The following is a 20,352-nucleotide window of genomic DNA, read 5'->3' on the forward strand; positions in this document are numbered from 1 at the left end:
AAGTGTCACAGCCGGTCGGATGTCACGGGTGTGCAGCATGTGCCGCCGTGCTGAACGCCCTCATGCGGCGGCTCGCCTCGCCCGTCCGTGCAGCTTCAGACAGAAGAGCTGGAGGGAGTCCTCGGGGCCGCCGGTCTCGAAGCGGTTGACGACCTTCCCGAGAGGGTTCCAGACCCGCCCGTCCGGCATCCGCACGCCGACCGGCTGGCCGAAGTACCCGCGCTGCTGGGCGTCGAAGTCCACCCATACGGCCCCCGCGCGACGGACGAGCACCTCACCGACGTACGCCCCCAGCCCGAAGAGCGTGCCGCGCGCCCGCTCCAGGTCGGCGCCGCCCTTGCGCAACCCGTCGATCATGAAGTCGACGACCCGCAGACTGCGCTCGGAGTAGTCCAGCGGCAGCCGGTTGCGGGCGGTGACGCGCGAAACGAGGACGGCCGCACACGCCCGCATCTCGCTCGCGCACGGCACGCGCGTGTGCGCTTCGCCCACTTCGTCCATGAGATGGCTCCCCGTTCGCTCGGCCCGGGAAGTCGCGGAGCGCTTCCCCCCTTCAGGAAGCGGCAGCGAGGCCACGAGCATCACCGGTCAGAGACGTGTCGATCGCCACACGAGCAAGTGAAGAAGGGCGGGCGTGCCGCCTGCCGGCGGGGACCGGGCACGCCGGCCGCCGAGTGACGTTTGGCCAGGGCCGAGCGCTGTGTGTAAGTGCCACCTGCTCTGTGACAGGTGTGGCAGTCATGGTCCTTTTCTAGGGGTGGGGTAAGTGAGTCCTCGCGGTACGCGTGCGTACAGACCGCTGAGCATGAAGCGACGGGCGTGGATCACGCTCGGCGCGGTGGTACTGGGCGGCGGAGGTGTGGCGACGTACGCGATCGCCGGCCCGTCCTCCGGGCACGGCCAGGCCAAGCGGCCGGTGAAGGTCTACGCCCTGGCCCTGCAGAACGCGGCGAGCGGCAAGCGGGAACTGCCGCGCACGCAGACCAAGCAGTTCTCGATGCTCGGCGTCTCCTGGAAGGACGCCGGGAAGCGGCTGCACGGCACCGCCCAGGTGCGCACCCACAGCATCGAGACCGGCGAGTGGACCGCCTGGAAGGACCTGGAGGCGAACGTCGACCCGCTGGAGGACCCGAAGGCGGGCGCCGGCGCGCGCGGTGCCTCCGAGCCGCTCTGGGTCGGCCCCTCCGACGGCGTGCAGGTCCAGGTCGTACGCAAGGACGGCTCCGCCGGCTCCGCCCTGCCCAAGGGGCTGGAGGTCAACCTGGTCGACCCGGGCGTGGCGACCGCCGCCGAGCAGAAGGCCGCGCCGGCCGCGTACGTGGCGGATGTGACACCCTCGGACTCCGTATCGCCGACGGACTCCGCGTCGCCCACCGACTCGGTTTCTCCGACCGATTCCGCGTCGCCGACCGATTCCGCGTCGCCGACGGACTCCGCCTCCCCGAGCGACTCCGCGTCCCCCTCGACGAGCACCTCCGCGAGCCCCACGGCCGGCACGCCCACCGCGCCGCCGTCGACCGTGCCCGAGCCGCCGATCGTCTCGCGCGCCGACTGGGGCGCGGACGAGTCGCTCAGCCCGGACCCGTCGGAGTACAACGCCGATGTGAAGGCCGTCTTCGTGCACCACACGGACGGCACGAACGACTACTCGTGCGCCGACTCGGCGGCGATCGTCCGGGGCATCTATGCGTACCACACGCAGACCAACGGCTGGAACGACATCGGCTACAACTTCCTGGTCGACAAGTGCGGCACGATCTTCGAGGGCCGCAAGGGCGGTGTCGACCTCCCGGTGCTCGGCGCGCACACCTACGGCTGGAACCGCGAGTCGGCCGGCATCGCGGTGCTCGGTGAGTACACCTCCACCAGCGCCAGCAACGCGGCCCTGGAGTCGATCGCCCGTATCGCGGCCTGGAAGCTCGGCCAGTACAACGCCGACCCGGCGACGACCGTGCAGCTCAAGGCGGGTGCGACCCAGACGAACTACTTCGCGACCGGCTTCACCGCCGGTAACTCGTACACCTTCAACCGGATCTCCGGCCACCGGGACGGCTACAACACCCAGTGCCCGGGCAACTCCCTCTACGCCCAGCTGCCGACCGTCCGCGCCTGGGCGTCCGGCCCGGTGCAGGGGCTGAAGCTGACCTCGCTGTCCGGTGCGGGCCTGTCCGGCTCGACGTACTACACCAAGGGTGCCGTCACGGCGAACTGGTCGACGACCACGCCGGGTTCGCTGATCTCCAGGTTCGAGCTGCTGGTGGACGGCAAGGTCGCCGCCACGGCCTCCGGCACGTCGACCTCGGTGGGCGCGACGCTCGCCCTGGGCACCCACAGCGTCGCCGTGCGGGCCGTGCACCAGTCCGGCAAGACCACGACGACCGCCGCGCTGAACGTCGTCGCGGAGACGACCGCGCCGACCTTCACCACCGCGCCGAAGCTCTCCCTGCGCACCGGCACGGTCAACACCGGCGCCGTCCCGGTCACCCTCGGCTGGAAGGCGACCGACAACGCCGCCCTGAAGTCGGTGAGCCTGCTGACCCCGACGACGGCCACCTTCGGCCCGACCACCACCAGCTCCAGCCGCACCGCCGTGTCCGGCACCGCGAGCACCTGGTCGATGAAGGCGTACGACTACGCGGGCAACACCCGTACCTCGTCCGCGTCCTTCACGCCGGTGATCCTTCAGGAGACCTCGGCCACCAAGTCCGGCAGCTGGACGGCGCGTTCCTCCACCAGCTACCTGGGCGGGAAGTCGTACTCCAGCGGCTCGACGGGTGCGAGCCTGACCTGGACCTTCACCGGCCGCTCGGCCTCCTGGGTGGTCAGCCGTGCCTCCACCTCCGGTCAGGCGTACATCTACGTCGACGGCGTGAAGGTCAGCACCGTCGACCTGAAGTCGTCGACCACCCTGTACCGCCAGGCGATCTGGACGAAGACCTGGTCGTCCAGCGCCAAGCACACAGTGAAGATCGTGGTGGTCGGCACCAGCGGCCGCCCGACGGTCACGACGGACGGCCTGGTCTACATCGGGTAGCGATATCAACCCGCCGCTGTCTCCCGGCAGTTCACATCGCCGTGTCCACCGGTTCGGGCGTCCGCTCCCACGCAGTTTGCGGGGTGGGCGCCCGGGTCCGCGTTCATAACGGCGATTTCGCCGCCGCGGTCACCTTCGGACGCCGTCGGTCGCGTCCCGGCACAGCAGCCGCAGCGAACCGTCGCCGTGCCAGCAGCGCCGGGCCTCGTCGAAGGGGTCCCACATCCGGCCGTCGGGAGTGCGTATCCAGTGGTCGCCGCCGGTCGCCCACCACTCGGCGCCCACCTGACGGACAATCACTTCACCGGCGTACGCCCCGAAACCGCGCAACACGCTCTCCACCGCGGCGTACGGCGCCCCTTCCTGCCGTATCCCCTCGATCATCCGGTCGACGCGCCACAGGCTCTGCGCCGAGTAGTCGAGGCGCAGCCGGGCGCCCTCACGCATGGCCGCGACCGCGTCCGCCGCCCACCGCACGGGCTTGGTCGCCGCGCTCGGCCTCGTCTCGTGGAAGGTAGTCACATAGACAGGAGCGGGGTCGGCGGGCCATCCGTCACGCGATTTCCGGGGAGTTCCCGATACCGGCGCAGTACCGCCCCACCGCCGCCGCAGGACGGTCACAGGACTCCCTCAGGTGCGAGCTTTGCCCGGGAGTGACGCTTCGCCCCTTCCGTGCGCTCCTCTCACTGATGAGCCCGTACTTCCATCTCCGCGCGGTGCCGCCCTCGGCCCTGCGCAACAGCGCGACCTGGCTGCAACGGCTGTTCGAGGACGACTGGGACACCGTGCGCCGACGGATCGACCGCCACCGGGAGGAGATGCTGGACCACCACTACGTCGACCACGACACCCTCTACGCGGGCGCACCCCCGCACCGCGCCGAGGAGGGCCCCCGCACGCACGTGGTCCTCGGCGGCCGCCCGATCCCGCACCACGCCCCCGAGGCCCCACCGTTCCTCCTGCTGACCGCGGCTCAGACGGCCAGGGTGGCGGCTTTCCTCACCTCGACCGACATCGAGACCCTCTGGCACCAGGCCCGCAACCACCTCCTCCCCCGCTACGGCGGCCCCACCACCGAACAAGAAACCCACACCCTCATCACCGCGACCCACCGCGACCTGACGGCCTTCTACCAGCAGACATCCGAGTACGGCGACGCGGTGGTCAAGTGCCTGCTGCGCTGATTTCCCGCCCTGGGTGCAGGTTGCCCTTCGCGGCGCGGGGAGACGGCTTCTCCCCGAGGACACCGGAAGGGGCTTCCCCGAGGGGCACGGGAAGGCGGCTCCTCCGGGCGCACCGGGAGCGGCTTCCCCGAGGGCGCCGGAAGGGGCTTCCCCGAGGGCGCCGGAAGATGACTTCCGCGAGGGGCACGTGAAGGCGGCCCTTCCGGGCGCACCGAAAGGCGGCTTCCCCGAGGGGCACGCGAAGCGGCTTTACCGGTGGCCCCGGGAGCGGCTTTCACCGAGGGAGCACGACAAGCGGCCTCTCACCTGGCGCCGGGAACGATTTTCCGCGAGGGGGCGCGGCAAGCGACCTCCCCCCTGGCCCCCGGAACGGCTTTCACCGAGGGGCACAGCAAGCGGCCTCCCCCCTGGCCCCGGGAACGATTTTCCGCGAGGGAGCACGGCAAGCGACCTCCCCCCTGGCCCCCGGAACGGCTTTCACCGAGGGAGCACGGCAAGCGACCTCCCCCCTGGCCCCGGGAGCGGCTTTCACCGAGGGAGCACGACAAGCGGCCTCTCCCCTGGCGCCGGGAACGATTTTCCGCGAGGGAGCACGGCAAGCGACCTCCCCCCTGGCGCCGGGACGGCTTTCACCGAGGGGCACAGCAAGCGACCTCTCCCCTGGCACCGGGAACGGCTTTCACCGAGGAGCACGGCAAGCGGCCTCCCCCGTGGCCCCGGGAACGGCTTTCTCCGGGGCGTCGGCAGCGGCTTTTAGGGGCGCGGGGCTGTATCGACATACGGCTCCGCCGCGTGGGCGCGACCAGCCACGACGCACCCGCACCCGAACCCGAACCCCGCCCAACAACCTCCACCGCCCCACCCTGTCTCGGGGGCGCCGGCAGCGGCTTCCAGGGGCGCGGGGCCGTATCGATGTGCGGCTCCGTGGGCGCGCGACCAGCCACAACGCACCGCAGCCGCCCGCAAACCGTCACCGCCCTACCCCCGACGCGCCCTCCGCGAGACGACTGCCTGCAAAACCCGCCGCCCCTCGATCGACACCTCCAGCGCACGGCGCAGCCCACCCGCCCCATGCCCCGCAAGCAACTCGAGTACGGCGACCTGTCGCCGCAACTCTGCAGCGACGAGCGGCGACATCCCCTCAGTACGCCCCTCCCGCCGGGAGTCGACGGAGGACGCCTCGTCCTCCAGCGGATCCAGCATCCGATGAATCTGCAGCGCAGCGACCGAGCACGCATCCGCCCACACCCGCACCTGCGCCCCGGACCGTTCCACCGGCGCGGCCTCCAGCATCCGGCGGGCCAGCAGCGCCGCCTCGCCCTCGCCCGGCTCCTCGGCAGCGCCGAGCCTCCCGCGCGCATGCTCCAGCCGCTCGCCCCAGTCACCGACGTCACCGGAGTCCGCGAGGCTGGCCCACAGCGGCCGCAGGATCTCGTCGTCACCGCCCAGCAGCGGCACACACCGATCCAAACAAGCCAACCCGCTGGCGGCCAGTCCGCGGTCGTCGGCCTGAGCGATCAGTTCCACCAGGCTCATCCACGCCTCCTTCTGCGGGTCCCGTACCGGGCCCAGCAGGGCTCTTCCCTTACGGAGCCCGCACTTCCCCTTACTGCGTGCGACGGCCCGGGAGTGTCACAGCGGTACCACACCGAGCCGGTCGAGCAACTGGAAAAAGAGGTTTTCGGCCAACGGATCGGCATCGGCGGTCAGAACGTCCAGCAACGGCCCGGTCTCCACGTCGTGCCCCGCCTCGGCGGCCCAGGCGACCGCCCGGTCGGCGGCGTCCCGCGGCTCCAGGAAGTAGTCCTCGATCGTGAGCCCCTCGCTCCCGGCGCCGAGGTACCCGGCCATCGCGGCCCGCGCGAGACACGTGGTCCACGCCCCGCTCTCGGGCGCCGCCGCCTCCACCACGACCGAGGCGCTGTCCATGACGTATCCGAAGAGCGCGGGCGCCCCGGTCGCGGCGGCGAGGACGTTCATGTTCCCGACCTCGCCGTCCCCGCTCGGGTACTCCCAGACCTGCCAGCCACCGGCCGCCGACGACCGCTGCAGCATGCCCTTCGCCCCCGCGAGCGCATCGAGCTCCGCAAGCGGCCGCTCGCTGCGGCCCACGACGAAGTACCCCCAGTAGCCCATCCCGGCCCCCCACGGCTGTGTCACCTTCGACTCGCGCCGAATACACCACAGTCGTACGACAGTTCGCAGCTGTATGGGCCAAGAAACCCGCCGGCCGGGCGCGCTCAGCCCAGCCGGCCGGCCAGTGCCTTGAACTGGGTCCACGACAGCCCCGGCTGTCCCGGGTCCCACAGCTTCTGCACCGTCGCCCGCAGCGGCATCCGGATCCCGGCCGCGACCTGGTCCTGCGTCTGGGAGTTCGACAGGTCGCACCACACGGCGAAGGATCCGCCGAGAATCTGCCCGTCGTACTGCGCCGGCACCGCCTGTGTGCCGCGCACGACGCGCGGCGTCCACTGCTCGTAGATCCGCTGCCCGGTCGGGTAGACGAAGTTGTTGGGCTGCCCGAGGACGTAGTACAGGAACTCGTCGTTGTAGTTGATCAGCTTCCGCCCGGCGCTCAGATACTCCACCGGCTGCCGCGCGCCGATCTCCTTGCCCGTCCAGTACGCGACCTGCAGATCCTTCGCCGGCTGCACGGACGTCCCGCGGAAGAACCCGTCGTTCCACACCCGCATGGTCCGGCCGTGGGCCCGGATCGTGCCGGCCCGGTCGTTGAGCCACCCGGTGGTCAGATCGGAGACGGTGCCACCGGGTCCGTACTTGTTCACCGCGGCGGCGGCCAGCTGCGGATAGGAGGCGGCCGGGTTGGACACCATCAGGGCCAGGTACTCGTCACCGCCGAGATTCCACTGGTTGCCGGGGAAGAGGCCGGCGTACTCGTTGAGCAGATCGTCGACGATCTTGGCGGCGGCCGGCTTGGAGATGTCGACGGCCCCCTTCGCCGCCACGCCCTGCGCATTGCGCAGCTGCAGATCGGGGTGAGCGGCGATGACGGCCCCCAGATGCCCGGGCGAGTCGATCTCGGGCACCACGGTGATGTGCCGACTGGCGGCGAGATCGACGATCTGCTTCACCTCGGCCTTCGTCAGATGCTGCTGCGAGACGATCTCGGGGTGCGTGTCGGACTGGATCCGGAACCCCTGGTCGTCGGAGAAGTGCAGCCCCAGCTGGTTGAACTTCAGGTCCCCGAGCTCCCGCACCCGGTCCTCGATCCAGCCGGCGGTGAAGTGCTTGCGCGCGATGTCCAGCATGAAGCCGCGCACCGGCTTGGCCGGCTGGTCCCGCACGATGCCCTCGGGCGCCGTGCCGCCGCCGTGCACCTCCTGCTTGAGCGTCCGCGTGCCGTAGAACACACCGGCGTCCGACGGCCCGCTGATGTTGACCCGGCCACCGCGCACGGTCATCGCATACGACTCCGGGTTCGCCCCGTCGCCGTCGCCCAGCGCCAGCCGTACGTCCCCGGCCTGCACGTCGTCCTTCTGCCCCGCGTACGTCAACCCCAGCTCACCGGCGATCAGACGACCCTCGTCGGCCAGATCGGCATCGTTCACGACGACCCGCTCACCACGCGCCGGACGCCAGCCGGGCCCGCGGGCCGCGGTGTGGGAGCGCACGGCGGGGATGGTCTGGGGAGCCTTCGACAGGGCGTACGAACGGGTCGGGAGCGGCGCCGGGCTCCCGCCGCCCGAGGCGCTGGCCGCCGCGCCGGATCTGCCGTCGGACGGCGACTGCCGCTGCGCGGACCCGGCAGGCCCGCTGTCGTCGCCGGAGGCCCAGAATCCCAGGCCGATCCCGAGCGCGACGGTCCCGGCGATCGCGCCCGCGACGATCATGCGCCGCTGCTGCTTCGCGTTCTGCGCCGGAGACCGGCGCCTGTGCTGGCTCACAGCGTCAACCTAAAGCCCATGGACAACACGACGCGTCCACCACGCGTTCCGAAACTCTCTCTTGCGGGTGAAATTCGGGCATCCGTCGGACACCCCGCGCCCAATCTCGATAACGTAAGACCACATCCTTCGCAGCTCTCACAGCATCCTCTGCCGAAACACACGTGACGCCCACACACCTTCCTGGCCGAGTCGCCGCCATACCGACGCTGCCCAGCATCCTGGACGCCTTCAACGCCGCGCCCGCGGAAGAGGCCCGCAAGCTCCTCCTGGACTGCCTCCGCAGCCTCCGCTGGGCCCACCGGGTCGCAGACCACCGCCCGTACCCGGACATCGACTCCCTGCTCGCCGCATCGGACGAGGCGGCGTACGACCTGTCCCCGACGGACCTGTCGGAGGCCCTGGCGGCCGAGACATTGCCGACGTTGCCGGACGAGACCTACGCAGTCGCCTACACGGCCCTGAGGGCGGCGCACGCGGCGTACGAGGCAAAGTTCGGCCACGCCTTCGTGATCTGCCTGGACGACCTGCCTCCGACCGAGGCCCTGGACCACGCACTGGCAGGCATCCGGTCACGTTTGGCAAACGATCCGGAGGAAGAACGGGTGGTGGCGGCAGAGGAGCTCCGCCGGCTGGCAAGAGGGCGGCTGGTCAGGTTCTTCAGGGGCGCGGGCTGTAAATAACAGGACACCCCGCCCCAGAAGCCGCAAACGCTAACCCATACGCGTGCCACATTGATCACACCGGTAGGCCCCCTGTAAGCGTCAAGCCGACGGCTGGCTACCATGCTGGGGGCCGGTGGACCGTACCCGGCCGGGCCCGACCGACAGGCAAAGCCGGCGCGGCCCCAATCCCCGCTCCCGGAGGGACTTCCGTGCCGGCTGGAACGCTGTACCGCGGCCGGGAAGGAATGTGGTCCTGGGTGGCTCACCGAGTCACCGGCGTCCTCATCTTCTTCTTCCTGTTCGTTCACGTGCTGGACACCGCTCTCGTCCGTGTCTCACCCGAGGACTACGACAAGGTCGTAGCCACGTACAAGACCCCGATCGTCGCGTGCCTGGAGTACGGCCTCGTCGCCGCCATCCTGTTCCACGCACTGAACGGCCTGCGCGTCATCGCCGTCGACTTCTGGTCGAAGGGCCCGCGCTACCAGAAGCAGATGCTCTGGTCCGTCGTAGGCCTGTGGGTCGTGCTGATGCTCGGGGCGATCTACCCCGTCCTCGGTCACGCCGCTCGTGAACTGTTCGGGAGCTGACACCGATGGCCACCACTGAATCCACCGCGTCCGGGATCGGCCCCGTCGAGGGCGGCTCGCTCTACAACGTGGACAACCCGGCGCCCCTCATCGAGGCCCCGCGCAAGCGCACCAAGAAGACCCCGAAGTCGACCCGGGGCAACTTCGAGATGGCCGCCTGGCTCTTCATGCGCCTGTCCGGCATCGTGCTGGTCGTCCTGGTCCTCGGCCACCTGCTGATCCAGCTCGTGCTGGACGGCGGCGTGTCCAAGATCGGCTTCGCCTTCGTGGCGGGCCGCTGGGCGAGCCCGTTCTGGCAGGTCTGGGACCTGCTGATGCTGTGGCTCGCGATGCTGCACGGCGCCAACGGCCTGCGCACGGTCATCAACGACTACGCGGAGCGCGCGAACACCCGGCTGTGGCTCAAGGGCCTGCTCTACACCGCCACGGTGTTCACCATCCTGCTGGGCACGCTGGTGATCTTCACCTTCGACCCGAACATCCGCTAGGCACGGGGCTGAGGCAACCACCATGAAGATCCACAAGTACGACACCGTCATCGTCGGCGCCGGTGGCGCGGGCATGCGCGCGGCCATCGAGTCCACGAAGCGCAGCCGCACCGCCGTGCTGACCAAGCTCTACCCCACCCGCTCCCACACGGGCGCCGCGCAGGGCGGCATGGCCGCGGCGCTGGCCAACGTGGAGGAGGACAACTGGGAGTGGCACACCTTCGACACGGTCAAGGGCGGTGACTACCTGGTCGACCAGGACGCCGCCGAGATCCTGGCGAAGGAGGCCATCGACTCGGTCCTCGACCTGGAGAAGATGGGCCTGCCGTTCAACCGCACCCCGAACGGCACGATCGACCAGCGCCGCTTCGGCGGTCACAGCCGCAACCACGGCGAGGCCCCGGTCCGCCGGTCCTGCTACGCGGCCGACCGCACCGGCCACATGATCCTCCAGACGCTGTACCAGAACTGCGTGAAGGAGGGCGTTGAGTTCTTCAACGAGTTCTACGTCCTCGACCAGCTGATCACCGAGGTCGACGGCGTCAAGAAGTCGGCCGGCGTCGTGGCGTACGAGCTGGCGACCGGCGAGATCCACGTCTTCCAGGCGAAGGCCGTGATCTACGCGTCCGGCGGCTGCGGCAAGTTCTTCAAGGTGACGTCGAACGCGCACACGTTGACCGGTGACGGCCAGGCCGCGGTGTACCGGCGGGGCATCCCGCTGGAGGACATGGAGTTCTTCCAGTTCCACCCGACCGGCATCTGGCGCATGGGCATCCTGCTGACGGAGGGCGCCCGTGGTGAGGGCGGCATCCTCCGCAACAAGGACGGCGAGCGCTTCATGGAGAAGTACGCGCCGGTCATGAAGGACCTCGCGTCCCGTGACGTCGTCTCCCGCTCCATCTACACGGAGATCCGCGAGGGCCGCGGCTGCGGTCCCGAGGGCGACCACGTCTACCTGGACCTCACGCACCTCCCGCCGGAGCAGCTGGACGCCAAGCTCCCGGACATCACGGAGTTCGCGCGGACGTACCTCGGCATCGAGCCGTACACGGACCCGATCCCGATCCAGCCCACCGCGCACTACGCCATGGGCGGCATCCCGACGAACGTCGAGGGTGAGGTCCTCAGCGACAACACGACGGTCGTCCCGGGCCTGTACGCGGCCGGCGAGGTCGCCTGCGTGTCGGTGCACGGCGCCAACCGCCTGGGCACCAACTCGCTGCTCGACATCAACGTGTTCGGCCGCCGGGCCGGTATCGCGGCGGCGGAGTACAGCCAGCAGGCGGACTTCGTCGAGCTTCCGGAGAACCCGGCGGAGCTGGTCGTCTCGCAGATCGAGCGACTGCGTACGTCCACCGGCACCGAGCGCGTGGCGGTCCTGCGCCGCGAGCTGCAGGAGACCATGGACGCGAACGTCATGGTGTTCCGCACCGAGCAGACGATCAAGACCGCGGTCGAGAAGATCGCCGAGCTGCGCGAGCGCTACAAGAACGTCGCGATCCAGGACAAGGGCAAGCGGTTCAACACCGACCTGCTGGAGGCCGTCGAGCTGGGCAACCTGCTCGACCTGGCCGAGGTCATGGCGGTGTCGGCGCTGGCCCGCAAGGAGTCCCGCGGCGGTCACTACCGCGAGGACTACCCGAACCGCGACGACGTCAACTTCATGCGCCACACCATGGCGTACCGCGAGGTGGGCGACGACGGCACCGAGTCCATCCGTCTCGACTACAAGCCGGTCGTCCAGACCCGCTACCAGCCGATGGAGCGTAAGTACTGATGGCAACCCCCGTTCTGGACAAGGTGGAGGCGGAGTCCGCCGCGTCCCCTTACATCACCGTCACCTTCCGCGTCCGCCGGTTCAACCCGGAGGTCTCGGCCGAGGCGACCTGGGAAGACTTCCAGCTGGAGATCGACCCCAAGGAGCGCGTCCTCGACGGCCTCCACAAGATCAAGTGGGACGTCGACGGCACGCTGACCTTCCGCCGCTCCTGCGCCCACGGCATCTGCGGCTCGGACGCGATGAGGATCAACGGCAAGAACCGCCTTGCCTGCAAGACCCTCATCAAGGACATCAACCCCGAGAAGCCGATCACGGTCGAGCCCATCAAGGGCCTGACGGTCCTCAAGGACCTCGTGGTCGACATGGAGCCGTTCTTCCAGGCGTACCGGGACGTCATGCCCTTCCTCATCACGAAGGACACGAACGAGCCCACGCGTGAGCGGCTGCAGAGCGCCGAGGACCGCGAGCGCTTCGACGACACCACGAAGTGCATCCTGTGCGCCGCGTGCACCTCGTCCTGCCCGGTCTTCTGGAACGACGGCCAGTACTTCGGCCCGGCCGCCATCGTCAACGCGCACCGCTTCATCTTCGACTCGCGCGACGAGGCCGGCGAGCAGCGCCTGGAGATCCTCAACGACCGTGACGGCGTGTGGCGCTGCCGTACGACCTTCAACTGCACGGACGCCTGCCCGCGCGGTATCGAGGTCACGAAGGCGATCCAGGAGGTGAAGCGGGCGTTGATCACGCGCCGCTTCTGACGTTTCGTCACAGCAGGCAGTACCAGGGCCGTTCCTCCCGGTGGCGGGGGGAACGGCCCTGCTGGCAATATGAGTCGTTCACGGCGTGGAAAACGGGGGACGACAGCGTGACCGAGCAGAATCCGTACGGTGGCGGAGCGGGCCAGTGGGGCCCGGGCACCCCGCCGCCCGCGCAGCCTCCCACGACCCCGCCGCCCGGCTACGGATACCCCCACCCCGGCCCGGCGTACGGCTATCCACAGCAGCCGGCCCCACCGCCCCACGGCTTCCCCCAGCAGTCGGCCGGCCCCGCCCCCGTGGGCGGCGCCCCGCTCCTGTCCATCGGGGACATCACGGTGGTGGGCGACCAGATCATCACGCCCGCCGGCAACCTCCCCCTGCGCGGCGCGGTGTGGAACGCCACCGACCTGTCGCACACCGAGGAGAAGATCCCGACGCACGCCATCGTGCTCGCGATCGTCTTCTTCGTCTTCTGCCTCCTCGGCCTGCTCTTCCTGCTGATGAAGGAGAAGAAGACCACCGGCTACATCCAGGTCACCGTGACGAGCGCGGGCCGACACCACTCGACGATGATCCCGGCCTTCGGCCCGCAGTACTTCGCCCAGGTCATGGGGCAGATCAACTACGCCCGCTCGCTGAGCAGCATGTGATCCGACCCTTTTTCGTACGTCCCCCGGGGACTCCGGGGAGACCGATGCCAGGCTCTTCGTCGCGTCGGCTCACGACGAGGAGGGACTGATCACGGTGCGGCGAACGGGAGCGTTCCTGCGCCGCGCGGGCAAGAGGACCGCGGGCGCCGGGCGGCTGCGCCGGGCGCTGCACCTCTTCACCGGCCCGGGACCGCGCGCCCGCCGTCCGGTGCTCGGCGTCAGGACGGTCGAGTTCCACCTCGACCACGCGTACGCCGAGCTGGGCGTCACGCCCCGCATGGGCCACCTCGGCAGAAGGTCGGCTGCTCGCCCGGGCGAGTGACCCCGCACGGCCGGTCACGACGGGGCGCGCACCCCGCTCCTATTCTGACGGTATGTCAGATGACCAGTCGTACGAACTGCTCGGATTCGACAACGTGCTGCTGCCCGTCGGGGATCTCTCCGTGGCGGTCGACTTCTACGGGCGCGCCGGGTTCACGGTGGGCTTCCGGTTCGACGAGGCCGGCATCGCCCTGCTGAAGGTCGGGGGCGAGACACCGGGGATCCTACTGCGGCAGGAGGAGGAACTCGGGCACCGGTCGCCGCCGTGGCCCTCGCCCCGCGTATGGATCGAGGTGGCCGACGCACGGAAAGCGGCCGACTCCCTCGCCGCGGCGGGCATCCCGCTTCTCGACGACCCCTTCTCCGTCGCCACCGGCTGGACCGCCGAGATCGCCGACCCCTGGGGGAACGTCATCGGGTTCACCGACTACAGCAAGCGCCCGGAGCTCGGCCGCCGCCCCTGACGGCCGCCCACCGGCGACGCCCCATCCTGCTTGAACGTGTTCAAAAACAGGTCTACAGTCATCCCTGTCAGCGTTTTGAACGCGTTCAAGAAGGGGTGGGGCATGGACCGCACGGTCATCGCCTACGTCATCTACCTGCTGGTCAGCATCGCGCTGACCATCTGGGTGGCCCGCACGCTCAGCCGCAACGGACGGATCTTCCTCGCCGACGTACTCAAGGGGAACGAGAAGCTCGCCGAGGCCGTCAACCACCTCCTGGTGGTCGGCTTCTACCTCGTCAACCTCGGCTTCGTCGCCCTGTATCTGAGCGGCGACGAGACCATCGAGGACACCCGGGGGATCTTCGAGGCCCTGTCGACCAAGCTCGGTGTGGTGCTGCTGGTGCTCGGTGTGATGCACCTGGGCAACGTGTACGTCCTCAACAAGATCCGGCGGCGCGGGATGCTGGAGCGGGAGCAGGTGCCGCCGGTCGCGCCGCAGGACTGGGTCGGGGCGTGAGCGACGTGAGCGCCGTGAAGGCGGACCGGGTCCCGGTCCACCGGCTCACCGTCCTGTACGACGCCGAGTGCGCGCTCTGCGCCTTCCTGCGCGACTGGCTCGTACGGCAGCCGCAGCTCGTGCCGCTGGAGTTCGTGCCCGCGGCCTCGGAAGAGGCCCGGCGGCGCTTCCCGGGCCTCGATCACGGCGCCACCCTCGACGAGATCACCGTCGTCGGCGACGCCGGGCAGGTCTACCGGTCCGCCGCCGCCTGGATCGTCACCCTGTGGGCGCTGCGCGAGCACCGGCCGCTCGCGCACCGGCTCAGCACCCCGTCGGGGGCGAAGCTCGCCAGAGGCGCGGTCCTCGCGGCGGCGAAGTGGCGGGGCGCGATGTGGGGCGGGAAGCAGGGGGGCGGGCAGCAGTGGGGCGGGCAGGTGTACCGCCGTGCGGACGGGTGGGCGTACCACCCGGGCCAGGGCTGGACGTACAGCGCACCGGGCTGCGACGGCGGCTCCTGTGTCACCCCGTAGGCTCTCTTTCCGTGCCTGCGAAGAACGACGGCCCCGACGAGGGCGGCAACCCCAGCAAGTCCGAGCAGACCCGTGCGCTGATCCTGGAGACCGCGATGCGGCTGTTCCAGGAGCGCGGCTACGAGAAGACGACGATGCGGGCCATCGCCCAGGAGGCAGGGGTCTCCGTCGGCAACGCGTACTACTACTTCGCCGGCAAGGAACATCTGATCCAGGGCTTCTACGACCGGCTCGCCGCCGAGCACCGGGTGGCGATCCGGGAGGTCCTGGACCGGGAGACCGATCTGGAGGCACGGCTCGCGGGCGTCCTGAAGGTGTGGCTGGACATCGCCACGCCGTACCACGAGTTCGCGGTGCAGTTCTTCAAGAACGCCGCCGACCCGGACAGCCCGCTCAGCCCGTTCTCCGAGGAGTCGGAGCACGCGCGCCTGGAGGCCATTTCGGTCCACCGGGAGGTGCTGGCGGGTGCGACGAAGACGAAGGTCCCGGAGGAACTGCGGGACGTGCTGCCCGAGTTGATGTGGCTCTCCCAGATGGGTCTCGTCCTGTACTGGATCTTCGACCGGACCGAGGGGCGGGAGCGGAGCTACCGGCTGGCCGAGCGGGGCGCGCGGCTGACGGCCCGTGGGGTGGCGCTGGCGCGGTTCCGGGTGCTGCGGCCGCTGGTGCGGGAGGTGCACGAGCTGTTCACGGACTTCCTGCCGGGGATGACGAAGGTGCTGCCGACCCCCGGCAAGTCCTCCTGAGGCGCGGGACGCGGTCAGTTCACCGCGTCCACCTCCCCCTCCGCCAGCTCCACGTCGTACACCAGCGGCCCGTCCGTCACCACGACCTGTGCCGCCCGTGAGCCGTACGACGTCGCGCTGGTCGCCAGCAGATACGTGCCCGGTGCGGGCACCGACAGGATGTACGAGCCGTCCGCGAGTGACCTCACCCGGTCCAGTTGGCGTCCGCCCTTCGACAGCAGCGTCACCAAGGCGCCGTCCACGGGTTCGCCGTCGGCGGAGCGTATGAAGCCGTGGACCACGGAGGCGGGGCCTTCCCCGAGTTGGGGCTCGGCCTCCTCACTCGGCTCCACCGCCAGGTGCGGAAGCCTCTTCTCCAGCCAGGCCGGCAGCCACCAGTTGGAGGTGCCCAGCAGATGCATCGCAGCGGGCACCAGTGCCGTACGCAGGATGAACGCGTCCAGGGCCACCGCGGCGGCCAGGCCGACGCCCGCCATCGCCGCCCCCGAGTCGCCGCTCAGCACGAAGGCCAGGAACACGCAGACCATGATCAGGGCCGCGGAGTTGATGACCCGGCTGGTCTCCGCCAGGCCGACGCGCACCGCGCGGGCGTTGTCGCGCGTGTGCACCCATTCCTCGTGCATCCGGCTCACCAGGAAGACCTGGTAGTCCATCGAGAGGCCGAACAGCAGGGACAGCATGATGACCGGCAGGAAGGCGTTGATCGGGCCCTCCTTGCCGAGGCCCAGCAGGTCCAGGCCCCAGCCCCACTGGAAGACCGCGACGAGGACGCCGAAGGAGGCGGCCGCGGCGATCAGGTTCATCAGGGCGGCCGTCAGCGGCACCACCAGGGAGCGGAAGGCGATCAGCAGGAGCAGGAAGCCGAGGCCGATGATCGTCGCGATGAACAGCGGCAGCCGGTCGCCGGTGACGGACGCGAAGTCCTTGGAGACCGCGGTCACGCCGCCGACATGGGCCTTCGCCCCGGCCTTCGGGATCACCTCGTTGCGCAGCGTGTCGATCAGGTCGTCCGTCTCCTTGGACTGCGGTGACGTCTTCGGTACGACCTGGATGACCGTCACGCCCTGCGCGGGCGGCAGGGCGGCCACGCGGGCCACGCCGGGGGTGGTTTCGATGCCCTTGACCAGGGCGGTGGTGTCGCCGCCCTCGGTGACCACCTGGAGCGGGCCGTTGAAGCCGGGGCCGAAGCCCTCGGCGAGCAGGTCGTACGCCTTCCTGGTGGTCGTCGACGCGTCGTCGTTGCCCTGGTCGGTGGCGCCGAGGCGGAGCGACAGGACGGGGACGGCGAGGACGGCCATGACGACCAGGGCGAGGGCGGCGATCCTGCGGGGCCGCTTCTCGACGCCGGTCGACCAGCGGGCCGCGAGGCCGCTCGCCCGCTCCGGCTCGGGGCCGTCGGCGGCGAGCCTGCGGCGCTGGCGGCGGCTGAGCACCCGCGGGCCGAGGAAGCCGAGCAGGGCCGGGAGCAGGGTGGTGGCGGCCATGACGCTGAGCACCACCGTCAGCGAGGTGCCGATGACCACGCCGTCCAGGAAGCGCAGTTGCGTCACGAGCATGCCGGCGAGCGCGATGCAGACCGTGCCGCCCGCGAACAGCACCGCCCGGCCCGAGGTGTTGAGCGCCGTGACCGCCGACTCCTCGGGGTCCAGGCCGCGCAGGATGCCGCGCCGGTGCCGGGTGACGATGAACAGCGCGTAGTCGATGCCGACACCGAGGCCGATCAGGGAGGCGAGCAGCGGGGCGATGTCGGGGATGTCGGTGGTGTGGCTGAGCAGCTGGGTGGAGAACAGGCCCATGCCGACGCCGAAGACCGCGATGGCGATCGGCAGCATCATCGCGAAGAACGAGCCGAAGGCCAGGAACAGCACGACGGCCGCGGCGATGATGCCGACCATCTCGGACAGGCCCTGCGGCGGCTGCTGGACGCGCTGGATGGCCTGGCCGCCCAACTCGACGTGCAGGCCGCTCTTCCTGGCGCCCTGCGCGGTGTCGAGGACGTTCTGGACGAGGTCCTTGGGCACCTCGTTCGCGCGCTTGGCGAAGGTCAGCTGGGCGTAGGCGATCCTGCCGTCACTGCTGATCTGCACGGCACCCCGCGGGCCCGCGTAGGGGCTGGTGACCGCGCCGACACCGGGCAGTTTCGCGATCCTGTCGAGAGCGGGCGTGATCCGGGACCGGACCGCCTGGTCATTGACCGAGCCCTGGTCGACCTTCCACACCACCGTGTCGGTGTCGCCCGAGGTGTTCGGGAAGGCCTTCTCCATCAGGTCGTACGCGCTCTTGGAATCCGTGTCCGGGAGGGAGAAGACGTTCGCGTAGTTCGTGCCCGCCGTCGAGGCCGAGAAGCCCAGGCCGAACAACGCCCCCACCCACAGCAACAGGACCACCAGCCGGTGCCGATAGCACCACCGTGCCAATGCCGCCACGATCAACGCTCCTCTACGGTCGTCGGTTGGTCCCCCAGGTCCTGCGCAACAGGATTGGCGGCGCCACGCGCGCGTGGACCCGAATGCCCCTGACTCTCAAGGAACTCCAAAGACGGATCCGGCCTCGTTGTCAGTGGCCCGCCCGATACTGGGGTCATGACGACGGCTCCAGGCACCGTGCTGGTGGTGGAGGACGAGCCGAGCATCGCGGACGTCCTCGCCATCGCCCTGCGCTACCACCGGTTCGAGGTGATGGTCGCGGGCACCGTCCGCGAGGCCCTCGCGCTCGCCGAGCGCACCCGGCCCGACGCGGCGCTGCTCGACGTCATGCTCCCGGACGGGGACGGGCGGTCGCTGGGCCGCGAACTGCGCGCCAGGCGGCCCGAACTGGCGCTGGTCTTCCTCACCGCACGGGACTCGCCCGGCGAGATCGTCGGCGCCCTGGGCTTCGGCGACGACTACATCACCAAGCCGTTCAACATCGACGAGGTCGTCGCCCGTATCACCGCGGTGCTGCGGCGCACCCGCACGGCCGACGTCCTGCCGCAGCGGCCCCCGCTGCGCTACGGGGACCTGGAGCTGGACGAGACGACGTACAGCGTCCACCGCGCGGGCCGCTCCGTCGAGCTCACCCCCACCGAGTACGCCCTGCTGCGCTTCCTGGTGCGCAACGGCGGCCGGATCGTGCCCAAGGAGCAACTCCTGCGCCATGTCTGGCAGTACGAGCACACCCCGCCGGAGTCGACCGTCGTGGAGACCTACATCAGCTATCTGCGGCGCAAGCTGGACGCGCTGGGCCCGCCGGTGATCACCACACGGCGCGGTGTGGGATACGGGCTGGCATGAGGATCCGGTGGCCGCACTGCGAGCGCGGCATCCATTCGCTGCGCGCCAAGCTGACGCTGGCGAACGTCGCGCTGCTGGCCCTCGGCATCGTCGCGGCGACCGCGGTCAGCCTGATGGGCATGCGGTACTACCTGCTGAACCAGGTGGACGCCGAACTGAACAAGACCCGGCAGTCGCTGGGCGGTTCGCTCACGATGGACCAGATCGACGCGCTGGGCGCGCTGACGATCGTCCGCGACCGGTTCCTGCCGCAGCACGACGAACAGGCCCGCCCTGACTCGATCCTCACCGCCGTCGACGCGCACGGAAAGCCGCTCTCCCTGGCCCGTTTCGCCCCGACGGACACCCAACGCGCCCTCGCGAGCGCGGTGGACGATCCCCGTGCCCTCGCCGCGGCCGCCGACCCGCACGACATCAGGGTGCACGGCGCCCGCTACCGCGCCACCGCGACCCGCCTCGCCGACGGCACGTACATCCTGTTCGCCACCTCCACGGACGCCCTGCATCAGGGCATGCTCAAGGCCCTCAAGCTGGACCTCGCCATCGGTTCGCTGCTGCTGGTGCTGCTGGCCTGGCTCACGATGATGAGCGTCAGCCGCCGGATGCGGCCGCTGGAGGACATGGTGGAGACGTCGACGGCGATAGCCGAGGGCGACCTGACCCGGCGCGTGCCCTCCAGCCACCATCCGACCGAGGAGGTCGAGCAGCTGCGGCTCGCCCTCAACTCCATGCTGCACCAGGTCGAGTCGGCGTACCGCACGCGCGAGCACAGCGCGGCCCAGCTGCGCCGCTTCGTCGCCGACGCCTCGCACGAACTGCGCACCCCGCTCTCCGCGATACGGGGCTATCTCCAGCTGTACGACAAGGGCATGCTCAGCGTTCCGGACATGGGGGTCCCCCCGGTCGAGCGAAGTCGAGACTGGGGGAGCAAGCGGGCCTGGGAGCGGGTGCTGGCGGAGACGGACCGCATGGGGCGGCTCGTCGACGAACTGCTCACCCTGGCCCGCCTCGACCAGCAGCCCGAGCTGCGCTTCCGGAACGTCGACGTGAGCCGTCTGGTGCGGGACGCGGCCGAGGATCTGCGGGTGCAGCAGCCGGAGCGGCCGATCAAGGTCGCGGCCGACGGAGCCGTGCTGGTGCACGCCGACGAGTCGGGGCTCAGACAGGTGCTGGGCAACCTGGTGGGCAACGTACGCACGCACACGCCGGAGGACGTGGCGGTGCGGCTGGGGGTGGAGCGCGAGGACGGGGTGGTACGGCTGTGCGTCGCGGACGAGGGTCCGGGGCTGTGCGAACAGGACGCGGCTCGGGTCTTCGACCGCTTCTTCCGGGCCGGCGGCGGCGCGGGCAGCGGGCTGGGCCTGGCGATCGTCCAGGGGGTGGTGGAGGCGCACGGCGGTGAGGTGAGGGTGCAGACAGCGCCGGGCGAGGGCTTGCAGGTGACGGTCACCCTGCCGTCCCGGACGGCGGTACGGCCATGACCAC

The 20,352-nt window shown here is 70.2% G+C and carries 21 protein-coding genes; 15 read left to right on the forward strand and 6 right to left on the reverse strand.

Features of this window, described 5'->3' with window-relative positions:
* Nucleotides 1–60: 60 nt before the first annotated feature.
* Nucleotides 61–501 (reverse strand): hypothetical protein, encoded by a 441-nt coding sequence (locus ABD355_RS32710; RefSeq protein ID WP_344404501.1) that lies wholly within the window; start codon nucleotides 499–501, stop codon nucleotides 61–63.
* Nucleotides 502–805: 304 nt separating this feature from the next.
* Between ABD355_RS32710 and ABD355_RS32715 the strand changes: the two genes are divergently transcribed.
* Nucleotides 806–3,034, forward strand: a complete 2,229-nt coding sequence (locus ABD355_RS32715; RefSeq protein ID WP_344404502.1) for a peptidoglycan recognition protein family protein — start codon at nucleotides 806–808, stop codon at nucleotides 3,032–3,034.
* A 129-nt stretch (nucleotides 3,035–3,163) separates the two neighbouring features.
* Here ABD355_RS32715 and ABD355_RS32720 read toward each other — a convergent pair whose 3' ends face one another.
* A complete protein-coding gene (locus ABD355_RS32720; protein WP_344404504.1) occupies nucleotides 3,164–3,556 on the reverse strand; it encodes a hypothetical protein in 393 nt (130 codons plus the stop codon).
* Between the two features lie 167 nt (nucleotides 3,557–3,723).
* Here ABD355_RS32720 and ABD355_RS32725 point away from each other — a divergent pair, with 167 nt between their 5' ends.
* Nucleotides 3,724–4,218 carry a DUF1877 family protein gene (locus ABD355_RS32725; protein WP_344404505.1) on the forward strand — a complete coding sequence of 165 codons (495 nt, stop codon included), beginning with the start codon at nucleotides 3,724–3,726 and terminating at the stop codon, nucleotides 4,216–4,218.
* A gap of 978 nt (nucleotides 4,219–5,196) precedes the next feature.
* On the opposite strand, the gene ABD355_RS32730 is transcribed toward ABD355_RS32725, so the two are convergent.
* The 3 genes from ABD355_RS32730 to ABD355_RS32740 form a co-directional block, all read right to left on the reverse strand.
* Nucleotides 5,197–5,754, reverse strand: coding sequence for a hypothetical protein (locus ABD355_RS32730; RefSeq protein WP_344404506.1), 558 nt, complete (start codon nucleotides 5,752–5,754; stop codon nucleotides 5,197–5,199).
* A gap of 96 nt (nucleotides 5,755–5,850) precedes the next feature.
* Nucleotides 5,851–6,354, reverse strand: a complete 504-nt coding sequence (locus ABD355_RS32735; RefSeq protein ID WP_344404507.1) for a hypothetical protein — start codon at nucleotides 6,352–6,354, stop codon at nucleotides 5,851–5,853.
* Between the two features lie 104 nt (nucleotides 6,355–6,458).
* Nucleotides 6,459–8,069: a beta-N-acetylhexosaminidase gene (locus ABD355_RS32740; protein WP_344404701.1), complete on the reverse strand. Its 1,611-nt coding sequence runs from the start codon at nucleotides 8,067–8,069 to the stop codon at nucleotides 6,459–6,461.
* A gap of 218 nt (nucleotides 8,070–8,287) precedes the next feature.
* Here ABD355_RS32740 and ABD355_RS32745 point away from each other — a divergent pair, with 218 nt between their 5' ends.
* From ABD355_RS32745 to ABD355_RS32795, 11 genes are all read left to right on the forward strand, one after another.
* Nucleotides 8,288–8,806: a 2-oxo-4-hydroxy-4-carboxy-5-ureidoimidazoline decarboxylase gene (locus ABD355_RS32745; protein WP_344404508.1), complete on the forward strand. Its 519-nt coding sequence runs from the start codon at nucleotides 8,288–8,290 to the stop codon at nucleotides 8,804–8,806.
* Between the two features lie 191 nt (nucleotides 8,807–8,997).
* Entirely contained in the window at nucleotides 8,998–9,378 is a 381-nt protein-coding gene (gene sdhC, locus ABD355_RS32750; protein WP_115906317.1) for a succinate dehydrogenase, cytochrome b556 subunit, read from the forward strand.
* Nucleotides 9,379–9,383: 5 nt separating this feature from the next.
* Nucleotides 9,384–9,866 (forward strand): succinate dehydrogenase hydrophobic membrane anchor subunit, encoded by a 483-nt coding sequence (locus ABD355_RS32755; protein ID WP_344404510.1) that lies wholly within the window; start codon nucleotides 9,384–9,386, stop codon nucleotides 9,864–9,866.
* 22 nt (nucleotides 9,867–9,888) lie between these two features.
* Nucleotides 9,889–11,643, forward strand: a complete 1,755-nt coding sequence (gene sdhA, locus ABD355_RS32760; RefSeq protein ID WP_344404512.1) for a succinate dehydrogenase flavoprotein subunit — start codon at nucleotides 9,889–9,891, stop codon at nucleotides 11,641–11,643.
* On the forward strand, nucleotides 11,643–12,404 hold the full coding sequence (locus ABD355_RS32765) for a succinate dehydrogenase iron-sulfur subunit (protein ID WP_145879711.1): 762 nt from the start codon (nucleotides 11,643–11,645) through the stop codon (nucleotides 12,402–12,404). The genes sdhA and ABD355_RS32765 overlap by 1 nt, the downstream gene beginning before the upstream one ends.
* A gap of 107 nt (nucleotides 12,405–12,511) precedes the next feature.
* A complete protein-coding gene (locus ABD355_RS32770) occupies nucleotides 12,512–13,054 on the forward strand; it encodes a hypothetical protein (RefSeq protein WP_344404514.1) in 543 nt (180 codons plus the stop codon).
* Between the two features lie 94 nt (nucleotides 13,055–13,148).
* Nucleotides 13,149–13,376, forward strand: a complete 228-nt coding sequence (locus ABD355_RS32775) for a hypothetical protein (protein WP_344404515.1) — start codon at nucleotides 13,149–13,151, stop codon at nucleotides 13,374–13,376.
* A gap of 52 nt (nucleotides 13,377–13,428) precedes the next feature.
* Nucleotides 13,429–13,839: a VOC family protein gene (locus ABD355_RS32780; RefSeq protein ID WP_344404516.1), complete on the forward strand. Its 411-nt coding sequence runs from the start codon at nucleotides 13,429–13,431 to the stop codon at nucleotides 13,837–13,839.
* A gap of 102 nt (nucleotides 13,840–13,941) precedes the next feature.
* Nucleotides 13,942–14,337 carry a hypothetical protein gene (locus ABD355_RS32785; protein ID WP_099930911.1) on the forward strand — a complete coding sequence of 132 codons (396 nt, stop codon included), beginning with the start codon at nucleotides 13,942–13,944 and terminating at the stop codon, nucleotides 14,335–14,337.
* Nucleotides 14,334–14,849 (forward strand): thiol-disulfide oxidoreductase DCC family protein, encoded by a 516-nt coding sequence (locus tag ABD355_RS32790; RefSeq protein WP_344404517.1) that lies wholly within the window; start codon nucleotides 14,334–14,336, stop codon nucleotides 14,847–14,849. Before ABD355_RS32785 ends, ABD355_RS32790 begins: the two co-directional genes overlap by 4 nt.
* A gap of 11 nt (nucleotides 14,850–14,860) precedes the next feature.
* Nucleotides 14,861–15,595, forward strand: a complete 735-nt coding sequence (locus ABD355_RS32795; RefSeq protein WP_344404518.1) for a TetR/AcrR family transcriptional regulator — start codon at nucleotides 14,861–14,863, stop codon at nucleotides 15,593–15,595.
* A 14-nt stretch (nucleotides 15,596–15,609) separates the two neighbouring features.
* On the opposite strand, the gene ABD355_RS32800 is transcribed toward ABD355_RS32795, so the two are convergent.
* Nucleotides 15,610–18,012: an MMPL family transporter gene (locus ABD355_RS32800; RefSeq protein ID WP_344404703.1), complete on the reverse strand. Its 2,403-nt coding sequence runs from the start codon at nucleotides 18,010–18,012 to the stop codon at nucleotides 15,610–15,612.
* Nucleotides 18,013–18,177: 165 nt separating this feature from the next.
* Between ABD355_RS32800 and ABD355_RS32805 the strand changes: the two genes are divergently transcribed.
* Both ABD355_RS32805 and ABD355_RS32810 read left to right on the forward strand, forming a co-directional pair.
* Nucleotides 18,178–18,867, forward strand: a complete 690-nt coding sequence (locus ABD355_RS32805; protein WP_344404519.1) for a response regulator transcription factor — start codon at nucleotides 18,178–18,180, stop codon at nucleotides 18,865–18,867.
* The gene (locus tag ABD355_RS32810; protein ID WP_344404520.1) at nucleotides 18,864–20,348 is read left to right on the forward strand and encodes a sensor histidine kinase; all 1,485 of its coding nucleotides are present in this window, start codon (nucleotides 18,864–18,866) and stop codon (nucleotides 20,346–20,348) included. Before ABD355_RS32805 ends, ABD355_RS32810 begins: the two co-directional genes overlap by 4 nt.
* The last annotated feature ends 4 nt before the right edge of the window (nucleotides 20,349–20,352 follow it).

The sequence above is a fragment of the Streptomyces longisporus genome, from assembly GCF_039532765.1.
GTDB classification, from domain to species: domain Bacteria; phylum Actinomycetota; class Actinomycetes; order Streptomycetales; family Streptomycetaceae; genus Streptomyces; species Streptomyces longisporus.

Excerpts from the sequence above, each read along its gene's own strand:
- ABD355_RS32710 (WP_344404501.1), bottom strand. The coding sequence starts at position 501 with ATGGACGAAGTGGGCGAAGCGCACACGCGCGTGCCGTGCGCGAGCGAG.
- ABD355_RS32715 (WP_344404502.1), top strand. The coding sequence starts at position 806 with ATGAAGCGACGGGCGTGGATCACGCTCGGCGCGGTGGTACTGGGCGGC.
- ABD355_RS32725 (WP_344404505.1), top strand. The coding sequence starts at position 3,724 with ATGAGCCCGTACTTCCATCTCCGCGCGGTGCCGCCCTCGGCCCTGCGC.
- ABD355_RS32730 (WP_344404506.1), bottom strand. The coding sequence starts at position 5,754 with ATGAGCCTGGTGGAACTGATCGCTCAGGCCGACGACCGCGGACTGGCC.
- ABD355_RS32735 (WP_344404507.1), bottom strand. The coding sequence starts at position 6,354 with ATGGGCTACTGGGGGTACTTCGTCGTGGGCCGCAGCGAGCGGCCGCTT.
- ABD355_RS32740 (WP_344404701.1), bottom strand. The coding sequence starts at position 8,069 with ATGATCGTCGCGGGCGCGATCGCCGGGACCGTCGCGCTCGGGATCGGC.
- ABD355_RS32755 (WP_344404510.1), top strand. The coding sequence starts at position 9,384 with ATGGCCACCACTGAATCCACCGCGTCCGGGATCGGCCCCGTCGAGGGC.
- sdhA (WP_344404512.1), top strand. The coding sequence starts at position 9,889 with ATGAAGATCCACAAGTACGACACCGTCATCGTCGGCGCCGGTGGCGCG.
- ABD355_RS32765 (WP_145879711.1), top strand. The coding sequence starts at position 11,643 with ATGGCAACCCCCGTTCTGGACAAGGTGGAGGCGGAGTCCGCCGCGTCC.
- ABD355_RS32780 (WP_344404516.1), top strand. The coding sequence starts at position 13,429 with ATGTCAGATGACCAGTCGTACGAACTGCTCGGATTCGACAACGTGCTG.
- ABD355_RS32785 (WP_099930911.1), top strand. The coding sequence starts at position 13,942 with ATGGACCGCACGGTCATCGCCTACGTCATCTACCTGCTGGTCAGCATC.
- ABD355_RS32805 (WP_344404519.1), top strand. The coding sequence starts at position 18,178 with ATGACGACGGCTCCAGGCACCGTGCTGGTGGTGGAGGACGAGCCGAGC.
- ABD355_RS32810 (WP_344404520.1), top strand. The coding sequence starts at position 18,864 with ATGAGGATCCGGTGGCCGCACTGCGAGCGCGGCATCCATTCGCTGCGC.